The 11,779-nt window shown below is 32.8% G+C and carries 8 protein-coding genes; all 8 read left to right on the top strand.

Features of this window, described 5'->3' with window-relative positions; all coding sequences use genetic code 11:
- The coding region (locus K345_RS23455) for a PAAR domain-containing protein (RefSeq protein WP_053228119.1) at positions 1–1,251 on the top strand (1,251 nt) is incomplete at its 5' end.
- Entirely contained in the window at positions 1,244–1,387 is a 144-nt protein-coding gene (locus K345_RS23075) for a hypothetical protein (RefSeq protein WP_156888324.1), read from the top strand. The genes K345_RS23455 and K345_RS23075, both read left to right, overlap by 8 nt.
- 16 nt (positions 1,388–1,403) lie before the next feature.
- A complete protein-coding gene (locus tag K345_RS0106530; protein ID WP_028973489.1) occupies positions 1,404–5,039 on the top strand; it encodes a M23 family metallopeptidase in 3,636 nt (1,211 codons plus the stop codon).
- Positions 5,036–6,448 (top strand): SH3 domain-containing protein, encoded by a 1,413-nt coding sequence (locus K345_RS0106525; protein ID WP_028973488.1) that lies wholly within the window; start codon positions 5,036–5,038, stop codon positions 6,446–6,448. The genes K345_RS0106530 and K345_RS0106525 overlap by 4 nt, the downstream gene beginning before the upstream one ends.
- Positions 6,449–6,823: 375 nt before the next feature.
- Complete coding sequence (locus tag K345_RS0106515) at positions 6,824–8,023, top strand: SH3 domain-containing protein (RefSeq protein ID WP_028973487.1); 1,200 nt, start codon at positions 6,824–6,826, stop codon at positions 8,021–8,023.
- Between the two features lie 225 nt (positions 8,024–8,248).
- Positions 8,249–9,031: a M23 family metallopeptidase gene (locus K345_RS0106510; RefSeq protein ID WP_028973486.1), complete on the top strand. Its 783-nt coding sequence runs from the start codon at positions 8,249–8,251 to the stop codon at positions 9,029–9,031.
- A gap of 1 nt (position 9,032) precedes the next feature.
- On the top strand, positions 9,033–10,235 hold the full coding sequence (locus tag K345_RS0106505; RefSeq protein WP_028973485.1) for an SH3 domain-containing protein: 1,203 nt from the start codon (positions 9,033–9,035) through the stop codon (positions 10,233–10,235).
- A gap of 305 nt (positions 10,236–10,540) precedes the next feature.
- Positions 10,541–11,779 (top strand): SH3 domain-containing protein (locus K345_RS20035; protein WP_037571505.1); only part of this gene is annotated, 1,239 nt, incomplete at its 3' end.

Genomic DNA, 11,779 nt, shown 5'->3' with positions numbered 1-11,779 from the left:
GAAAAAGGTCTTAGTCTCGTAAATGAATTAGGTGATATCAATATATCCTGCCGTAAGTTAATTATGGAAAGTGAGGATGCAACCCTCCTCCAATGTAATAGTTCCCTCACCATAGGGACAGGGGATGCCCTGAGTATTGAATCCTCCTCTGGAATGGATATAGTAGCCTCAGGGGATGCTGTACTCGAAGGGAGTAAGATCGACCTTAAAGGCTCCGGGGGTGTTACTGCTGAAATGAAGCAAATAGCCAAGGAGAATGATCAGGTCCTTGGTATCGACTTCCATGACATCCAAGTTCCTTCACCATCAGGACTTACTCTTGTCCCTATGATTCCTCATCCCTACCTGGGAAAACTCGTAGACGGTCTATCACAGGACGTTATGATATCTGGTTCCCCAGCGGCAACCAAAGACTCAACGAGTATGTTTGACACACCAGGACACATTCCTATGCCTCCTGGAGTTCAATTTAAAAAGAATCCCAGCAATGAAGGTGTCGTCTCCTCAGGAACATCTACCAAGGTCCTCATCAATGGTAAGGAAGCCGCCTGCTTAGGTTCTATGGTGAAAACCTGTAGCGATCCCCAAGATCAGGAGACCTGTACCATAGTAGCTGCAGGAGCGGCAGTGCCCCTCCCTATCATGCTTCCTGGTATGGATCCAGATCAGTTTGAACAAGATGGGGGAACCATATTCAATGTCGAAAATCCTATAGCTGACGAGGCGGCGGCAGAAGCCTCCCGACAAGAAAGAAGCTTGTCTAGTCCTTCCTGGAGCGTCACTTCCGCCCTTATAGGGGAAGAAGTGACCATGAGTGTCTCCACCAGCAATGTTCCTGATATGAGTGTGGTTCACTTTACCATCTGGGATCAAAATGCTGATCAGGAAACTGATTCTCCAGAAAAGAAAGTCTGGGCTCGTGTAGAAGGGGGACAAGCAGAAGCGAAGTGGGTTTATTCCTTTCAGGCAGATCCTCAAAATCCTTTGACCGAAAAGCCTAAGTTTATCTTCACGGCTAAGTGTTTTAAGTGTGAGTCGGTGGAAAGTGATGCTGTTGAGTTCAGTCAAAAACTGTGTTTGACCTTTATAGATATAGAAACAAACCCTATGGAAAATATTAGATGTAAAATCACCCAAGCTGATAATTCAGAAGTAGAAGCTGTTTCAGACAGCAATGGTAAGATTGAACAAGAAGATCTAATACCTGGTGAATATAAAATAATGATTATAAGTGAGAAATCCAATGGCTGAGAGTCATGATGAAGAACAGGAAGTAGATGTTCATACTATAAATGAATCAGATTATGACCTTACAGAAATAAAAGTTAATCCCAAAAAAAAGATCATAATTGTAATTGATAATGAAATTGGAATGATATCAGAATAAGTCGGAGTAAAAATAAATGTATAAATGGCCTAAAAATCTACAATCCGCAGAAGCGGTTTATGATGAAAACGAATTTGGCTCAGGGGGATATTACCCTATAGGAGCCAATAATATGTGGCACAGTGGAATACACATTGAAACAAAAGAAACAGATATCAGTAATTTAGGTCAAGAACAAGCCGTGTATCCCTTATTTGATGGAAAAATAGTGGCCTATAGAATTAGTAGTGAGTATAAAGAACTAAATAAGCCATCTATTATTTCAGATAGAGCTTATAATAGCTTAAGCTTATCAGAGCAAATGCACTATACTAAATTTGAGTCTCTAACACATGGTAAGCAGTATTATGAACTGACTGCTGAAAATGATGCGGATAGAAAACATGTAGTATCAAACAGTTTTGTTTTAATGTCTCATGAGATAAATATTCCAGAACTTAAGAATGAGCTACTACAATTCTATACACTTTATACTAATCTTGCTCCCGTTAACGATAACGAATATTTGCAGAAATATGATGACTATGCAGATATAGAAGATACCTCTTCTTTAGAATTCAACACAACTTCATTTTATCATCATTGGCAGTACAAATTATCCAATTCAAATGGTCTAAATGTATTCAAATATATAAGTAATTCAGAAAAAGATGTATACAACAAAGCTAGATTTCGGTCTAATAGGAAAAGCTCTGAAACATTAGAGCAAGTTTTAAATCTTGAGATTTTTGATAATTGTAGCATTTCTTTTTCAAGAACATCTCCTTATGAACCTCCCATCACGGGAATTGAAATACATAAAGAAGCTTCTATAATAGAAAACATTAGTTTGACCATAGACGACTACCTACCTTTATTTCGTGAAAATAAAGCTGGAGGACAAGCAATTGGAAGGATCAAATTAAAAGAGCCATTAGAACTTAATCAAGAAAAGATAAAGGAAATATACAACAGTAAAAACTATACAATTACCAAGGAAGTGGGTGCCAATAATCCTAAATGTATAAATAAATTTGAAGTTGAATATGAGGAAACCATATGCTACATAAAGGAAGAGTATCTTAAAGAAGGTAGTAATTATTACAAAGAGATATATCATGCTGATAGAATATATTCATTCATAGGAAATGTTGCAGGTTTGCCAGATTCATTACCACAAATAACTCTTGATGACCAACTTGAACCTATTGATAATTTGGTAACTAATGATTGCTTTAAAAGAAGAGATAATGATGACAAAACACCTGCAGGTTATGTAAAATTTACGAGATATATACAAGAAAAGTTATTATCAAGAGAAATTGATATAAAAGACTGCAAAGTAAAAACACTTATTGCAACTATTGAAAGAAATCAAACAAATACCGACCTATTTGAATCTATTGAAGGGATACAACTATATGACAGATATGGCCAACCCATTTCTTTACTTCAAAAAGATGATGAATTTTATATAGACCAACAAGATTCTAAAGAATTCTTTACTACTAACAATAAAGCTATGATAGCGTGCTATCTTCCAACTGCAGAACATAAAAATGACAAACTAAGATATATTGAAAATGCATATGACACTAAAAATACATTCAAAGTGAAACTCATAAATTTTGATAACCTAGATGAAATTAAGAATGTAGACCATGCGGCATTAGTTGAACAAAGCATTGGTTATCCAGCATTAAATGCAAGAAAAACATTAAGGTCTTATGATGTTTCACTCATTCTAGATAAAGATTTATTTGAAGATTACAAGCTTAAAGATAAGAATGACATCAATAATACCTATATCTATAATATAAATAACCACCATGTTGATCTATACAGGAATTCATGGTCACCTGATGTAACAGATAAAATATTTCTACCAACCCATACAAAGTATACTCTAGAATCTCAGGTATCACATGGACATGAATACTATAAATTGACAGTACACTCTATTAGAATCTATTTTGAAAAGACAAATGCAGTTGAAGAAGTGAAAAAAGAAAAAGAAGTAGTAAAAGAAATCAAAATAGGTTCACTTAGTAAAATGTATATAATTTATAATCAAATCGAACTAAGTGAAGATAACAAACTAAAAGTTACAATTAGAAAGGATGACGAAATTGAAGAATTAATTAAATTAATAGAACCTAGCTTACTAAGAGTACCTAAGTTAGACTCCATCTCTGTAATATCTAGGGGGTCAGGTAAAGAATATGCATGTAATATAGACGTGAATTTAACACTCTATTTATTAACAAAGCAATCATTAACACTAGGAGATCAAATTGATACGAATGGTGATACACATATAATTCAATACTCCTCAAAGAGATTAAAACATTCTTATACTAAAACGATAGATGAAAATTTAGATTTAAGTTCATATAATACATTTAGTGTTCTTGACTCAGATGATACTTATCTCAAGGTTCAGAATACAGAATATCTAATTAAAGAAAGAGATGTTCGAAGGTATAAGGTACCAATATTTGACTGGGAAAATGACTTCTTTACAAGAGTTACCGATCCAAGCCCTGATGATATTTTTTGTGATAGAAGAGATATAGTAAAAGAAGTAGATCATAAGAACCAGGGATTCTTATTCCTAAAAAGAGGTGATAACTTCATAACTAGTAATGAGTTGCATATGATATACGGTCCACATCCTATTGAAAATAGTAGAATTCATAGAGAGATGATGAGAAAGATCATATGTAAACATCCAAGTGAACTCAATAAAAACTTATATGATAATATCTCGGATAAGTTCAAAGAAAAATTTGGTTTTACCTTAACTTCTCTAACAGAAAATCGATTAAAAACTCATGCAGAGTATGCTGACATCTGGGAAGGAAACTCAAAATTGTCTAGTTTAGCAGAAAGTGATAATTGTCTGTGGTTTGCTCATCCAATTTACTTTATAGAGCATCTAAGAAAGGCGAAAGTAATTGATGAGCCCAATAAATTTAAAGGACATACGTTTACCAGAACAAATTATAAAGAACCCTCTGAAGGAGTTAATATTCCTTTAAAAGAATTTCGTTGTGTAGATAATCCAGGCTTTATGCCTGAAGAATATTCATTAACACAATGGTTTAATGAAAAACCAAGTGATAATGATGAAGATGATTATAGACATGAAGGTGTAGATTTAGCAGTTGCTCATTCTAAAAGTGGAGAAATACCAATTAAAGCATTGATACGTGGCAAGGTTATTTGGACACACGATTATGGTAATTATCATTATGGAAAATGTGTCATTATTCAAGCTAGTCAAAAATATAATGGATTAAATAGGTATTTTCTTTTAGGTCACTTACATAAAAGATATATACCTAAAGTTGGAAGTATATGCGTACCTGGAGATATTGTTGGTTATATTGGTAATACCGGACATTGCCACACAAGTTGGAATTGGTCTGAAGATAAACAGCAAATGATACAAGGGGTTGACTATAACTTGGAAGGAAATGACTTCCTTAAAACTAGAGAACACGGAGGAGGAGCTCATTTGCATTTACAACTTTTTTTGAGTGATAAAGAAGAAAAAGAATTTGTGGAACATCTAAGATATTTAACACCAAATGTATTATTAGAAAAGTATTATATTTGTAATCCATTTATTTATAATGATATATATTGGGATATAAGAGGAAAATTATGAATCCAAAAATTATTTATTTGATATCACTTATGCTATTTTCTAATATTTTATCTGCACAAGAATTAAATTATATTGTCACAGAATCAAATACAATAGATGGTAAAAAATTACCAAAAGGTGCTGAAGTAATACATTATATTGACACTGATTTTGTAGGTGGAAATCTAAATGATTATAATTTTACTACTGAGATTGAAGTACATCCAATAAATTTAGAAGAGAGTTTGTACATCAGTTGTGATTATTTAGAACTCAAGAAAAAGCCTCTTCATTTACCACAACCATTCAATAATTCTATTTGGGTAATGTCCTATTACTTTGATATTCTCCAATATAAGTCCAATGAAAGGATAAAGTCTTACATCTTCAATCAAGACAAATCTTGGAACACATGGGAAAAAACACTTCATAGAAACGAACCAGGCCCATATAGAGAATGGTATGAAGATTTTCAAACACTATATATTTTATTAAAACCTAATTTAATAGTGACATCAAGAAGTCCTTATCACGACTTTACTAGGTTATTAGTTGATTCAATAGCTATCAAAGCCAATAATATTAAGTTTTCCATAATATCAAATGCTTATGATGATAATACATTAATTCAGTCTGGATATGAACAGATTATAAGTCATTCATCCCCTTATAACCTAATCTTCGTACAAGACGGCGACTACCTAGATATGTACATAGACTCAGTAAGATCTTCAAACCATATCTTCACCTATGTCAGGGGAACCAAAGAAATGGCAAAGGAAATAGAACACTTCGTCAGAAGAGAACCCTATGATTCCAGTAAAATCCTATGGCCTCGCCACGCTAATGGAACCAGTGATTATGACGATGAGACAATCCTTGACCACAAGACAGGAAATGCCTACTTAACATTACATAACACAACAATACGAACAGAGCCAGACTCTAACTCAGACATAGTTAGTGACATCAAAAAGGACGATGTTGTCACAATACTTGAAAAGGCTAACAGCGTAACAATAAACGATATCCAATCAAATTGGCTCAAAGTCAAAACAGATAATAATCAAACAGGCTGGGTATTCGGAGGAGACATATCCTTAAATGATACCACCTCACGTGAAGAACAGGAACAATATGAAGCAGAACATGCTGAACTCCTCGAAGCAGCCCAGCAGTATCAGGAAAACCAGGAAAGGCTAAAAACAGAACAAGCGATAAAAGAAGCAGAAGAACAAAAGAAATTAGAAGAACAGCGTCAGATATTATTAGAGGAAGTCGAAAAAAATGCTAATCTTGTTAAAAGACCTTTAGATGATTTCATTTATTATGGAACCATATTCTTATTCTTTTTATTTATTTTCTTAATACTGATAGGAATTACATACCTAATAGTGAGATTAGTAAAATCAAAGAGGAATAAAAAATAGGGTAAGATAAATTTAGGTTATATTACTAGATGTATTGAAATACATATTAACACGCCAAGATAGTAACAGTACTGTATTAGTTTCACCTTAAAGTACTCTATGAAACAGGCCGACTTCGAGGTAACTAGAAGCTTCCACATCATTAATAAAGTTTATCATAAGGATATATATGAAAAATGAAGAAATTTTTATTTTCATTAACCTTTAGTTTTTTATTTACAATAATGCTTTTTTCTCAATCAATAACTTATTTAGCGACTGGTGAAGAAAAAGTTACAACTGAAGAAGATAAGTAATGACAATAAATAAAGGACAAATTGTTTACTATAAAAAAATGATTTCTTTTATTATTATGATGACTACAAAAACAAATTTATGCTCCAAGCTACTATTAAAGATAATCCCAGTAGTTTTCTAATTGGCCTTAGTAATCTTGAATTAAAATTGGATTGCAATCATCTACCACGAAGAATAGAAGAATCTTTTTGGATAATGAAATACAATATCGATATATTAACTCTTAATCAGGAGAAAGTTGAAGAAACAATAATTACAAATGCACCTTATTGGGATACGTTTGAAAGATTTTATAGAAATGAGACAGGTTCAACACCAAAACCTTGGTACAATTATTATACACCTCTCTCTTTTTTCATTGACAATAAACATATTGAGTTTAGTTCATTTTCTTATAGAGCTGGAATAGATTTACTATTAGATAAAAATAATGTAGCAAAGAATACATATACATTTAGTGTATTTTCTGAGCATGTCAGTAATTTACATTATCTACAAGCTGAGTATGATAAATTACATAATAATTCCACCCCCTACAACTTAATCTTCGTTCAAGATGGCGACTACCTAGATATGTACATAGACTCAGTAAGATCTTCAAACTATATCTTCACCTATGTCAGGGGAACCAAAGAAATGGCAAAGGAAATAGAAAACTTCGTCAGAAGAGAACCCTATGATCCCAGTAAAATCCTATGGCCCCGCCACGCTAATGGAACCAGTGATTATGACGATCAGACAATCCTTGACCACAAGACAGGAAATGCCTATTTAACATTACATGACTCAACAATAAGAACAGAGCCAGACTCTAGCTCAGACATTGTCGCTGACATCAAAAAAGACGATGTTGTCACAATACTTGAAAAGAATAACAGTATAACAATAAACGATATCCAATCAAATTGGCTCAAAGTCAAAACAGATACTAATCAAACAGGCTGGGTATTCGGAGGAGACATATCCTTAAATGATGCCACCTCACGAGAAGAACAAGAACGATATGAAGCAGAACATGCTGAACTTCTCAAAGTAGCCCAGCAGTATCAGGAAAAATTAGAGCAAGAACGAAAAGCAGAAGAAGAACAAAAAGCCATAGAGCAAAAAGCCCAAGCTCTCAGAGATGAAGAAGAACGATTGCGACAGGAAGCCATGGATAAATTGATAGACTTCGACGTCTTTCTTTATGTTACTGGAGGAATGCTTGTTTTCATAATCCTACTTATTGTTGTTATTTTAATTTTGAAGAGCAAAAAGAAAAACAGGAAGTCTAAATAGCTATATTTGCGCTAGGATTCCAGATAGAAGAGAAATAGAGAATTAGAATATCTAGTTGATCTCATATAATATAAAAAATGATATAAGAGCTATTTTTGTTGATTTTGAAAAAGAAGACTAGTATATACTTTTTGAAAGAAAAAGGATTGAAATGCAAAAATAACTGAATTTCAAATCACAGCTGAGAAAAGTGATATATGGGAAGGTAATTCTAAGTTAAACGAATTGGTCGATAATAATGGCGGCTTAAACTTCGTACATCCTATATATTTTGTTGATCATCTCCGCAAGGCCTCGGCGATTGATGAAAATCATAAATATAACAAAGCCATTACCTTAGATGATTATCGTAAACCTAGTGATGGGAGTAGAGTTTCCCAAAAAATTGTTTATGCAAAAGATAATCCGGGATTCATGCCTGATGGTCAATTTTCTTGGACACAATGGTTTAACGAGAAGCCTTATTCATCTGACTATAGACATGAGGGGGTAGATATGGCTGTAGATCATACACTATCCGGAATGGTTCCTATTAAAGCATTAATAAGAGGAAAAGTTGTTTGGAGTCATGATTATCTTAACGATCACTATGGACGTTGTATTATTATCCAAGCAAACCAGAAATATAAAGGATTATATAGGTATTACCTTTTAGCCCATTTAGAGAGAAAGGACTCAATACCTGAAGTTAATTCTATCATTGTTCCTAATCAAATTGTGGGCTACATTGGAAACACAGGACATTGCGTTAGTAATTGGCAATGGGATAATGATGAAAAAAAATTCGATTATGTTGCAAAGTCTATAACGTTGATAAATGAAGATCATATTAAAAGTAGAGAACATGGTGCTGGTGCACACTTACATTTGCAATTATTTTTGAGTGAAAAGAAAGACAGCCATTTTCTCGATTTAGTAGTTAAGACAAATATGAATTTAGAAACTAATGATGTGGGTATTGTAAACGCTTTTGACTATCTCGATATCTACTGGGATGATAGGAGTTAAAATGAAAACAAGCTACATATTTTTGTTATTATCTATGTTTTTCTCAATTAATATTTATTCACAAAGCTTAAAGTATATAGCGAGCAACGAACAGAAGATTATTAATGATAATAGTGAATTAGTCCATAAAGGAGAAATTGTACAATTTGATAAGGATGGTTTCTTCTATTTTGATAAATTTACGAACCATGAAATAATAATAACAGTTACTAAACTGAATGATAATAATAGCATTGAACTTGGCTTAAATAACTTAGTTCTTTTAAATAGACATTCTTTTAGTACAAAATTAGAAAAATATGTATGGATCTTACAATATAATATAGAATTGCTAACTTTAAAACAGAATCAAATAGAAAAGTTTATTTTTGAAAAATCTGACTATTGGAAGAATTACAGGCAAATTGTACTCGATGAAACTGGAGAAGTATCAGAACCATGGTATGAATATTACTCCCCTCTCTATTTACAATTAGATAATAATTATCTTAATTTCTCTCCTTTTTACGGGAACCGCTCACTTTATTTACTAGTTTCCCAGATAGATATAAATAATAATCATATCGAATATGATATTTTCTCTAAACATGTTGGTAATGTAAGCTATTTACAACCAGGATATGAATTATTAAATAACAATAATACTCCCTACAACTTAATCTTCGTCCAAGACGGCGACTACCTAGACATGTACATAGACTCGGTTAATGAAGATAATCACATCTTCACTTATGTTAGGGGAACTAAAGAAATGGCTCAAGAAATAGAGCACTTTGTTAGAAGAGAATCCTATGATCCCAGTAAAGTCCTTTGGCCTCGTCATGCTGATGGTACCAGTGATTATCACAAGGATATCATCCTTAATCACACAACCGGATACTCTTATTTAACCTTAGAGAACTGTATCTTACTAGAATCCCCTACTCTTAACTCTAAAGCCATTACCGAATTAAACAAAGATGAGGTTCTAACTATTATCGAACAAGGAAAGGAAGAACTTATAGAGGGAGTACAATCCCATTGGCTTAAAGTTACTACTGATGATAATAAAGAAGGCTGGGTCTATGGTGGAAATGTATCTTTAAATGATGCTGTATCTAAAACAGAACAAGAACAGTATAAAAAGGAACATGATGATCTTGTCAAATTAACTAGCAAAGTTGAAAAGCAAATAGAGAGAGAAGCGAAAAAAAAAACTAATTAAAAATATCCATTCTAAATTTAATGATCTTTACAGAGGCTATATTCAAAACTTCAAACTAGTTGCGTATTTGATTGTTTTAGTAACGGGCATAATTTTAGTAGGCTTCGTTATTTTATTATTTAAAGTGATTAAAAGAATAATGAACAGAAAGAAATAGATAAATTGGTAATTTAAATGATAGAAGATAATCGATGGTGTAAGCTCTTAATTGATATCATTTTCCATAGTTATATGGTTGTTAAATAAATTTTTATAAAGTTACTCCCTTTGATTTCGAAAACTAACATTTAAATTAAGGAAAAATGATGAGATCTTTCATATTATTACTATTATTGTTACTAAGTACATCACTATGTTTTACACAAGAACTGCACTATATTGTTAAACATCATTCTAATGATTCTCCTTCCCTTCATGTAGGTGAGAAGGTTACATTTGAAATCGGTTCATTTGTCGCTTCATTTTCACAATCATATGATAAAACGGTAGAAATAAGACTAACTTCAGGTAACAAAGCTAGAGTATCTGTCGATGATCTTAGCCTTGTAAATAATTCAGAAAAGCTACCTCCCAGAATTACCTCTGCTTTTTGGATAGCAAGTTATTATATTCCGATGCTGAATTATAAGGAATATTGGCAAATCAAAGATCTATTATTCAGAAAGGAAATAGGTTGGCATACTTGGGAAGAAAAAGTTGACAGGAATGTTGAAGATGCACAGTCTTATTTAGAAGATCATCCATGGTATAAAGGGTTTACAACTTTATATATTTTTTTTAATGAGCTGACTATCATAGGCTCTTCAACCCCTTACAAAGAAACTTCTAATATATTTATTGATGACCTAAAAAGTAAATACAATAAGTACACATACAAAATCTCCGGAATTTCTAATGGCAGTAGTAATTATGATTCTGATTTCCAACCTTGTTATCTAAGTCTTTATAATCACCCCACACCCTATGACCTAATCTTCGTCCAAGACGGCGACTACCTAGACATGTACATAGACTCTGTCAATGAAGACAATCACATCTTCACCTATGCCAGGGGAACTAAAGAAATGGCTCAAGAAATAGAGCATTTCGTATCAAGAGAAGCCTATGATCCCAGTAAAATCATTTGGCCACGTCATGCCGATGGAACCAGTGATTATGACAGGGATATAATCCTTAATCACACAACTGGATACTCTTATTTAACCCTACAGAACTGTAACTTACTAGAATCCCCTACTCTTAACTCTAAAGCCATTACCGAATTAAACAAAGATGAGGTTCTAACTATTATCCAACAAGGAAAGGAAGAACTTATAGAAGGAGTACAATCCCATTGGCTTAAAGTTATTACTGATGATAATGAACAAGGCTGGGTCTATGGTGGAAATGTATCTTTAAATGATGCTGTATCTAAAACAGAACAAGAGCAGTATAAAAAGGAACATGATGATCTTGTCAAATTAACTAGCAAAATTGAAAAGCAAATAGAGAGAGAAACGAAAAAAAAACAACTAATTAAAAATATCCATTCTAAATTTAATGAT

This window comes from Spirochaeta cellobiosiphila DSM 17781 (genome assembly GCF_000426705.1).
In the GTDB taxonomy this organism is placed as follows: Bacteria; Spirochaetota; Spirochaetia; order DSM-17781; family DSM-17781; genus Spirochaeta_E; species Spirochaeta_E cellobiosiphila.
Note: the sequence above shows the minus strand (reverse complement) of the source record. Positions and strands in the feature narration are given on the sequence as shown.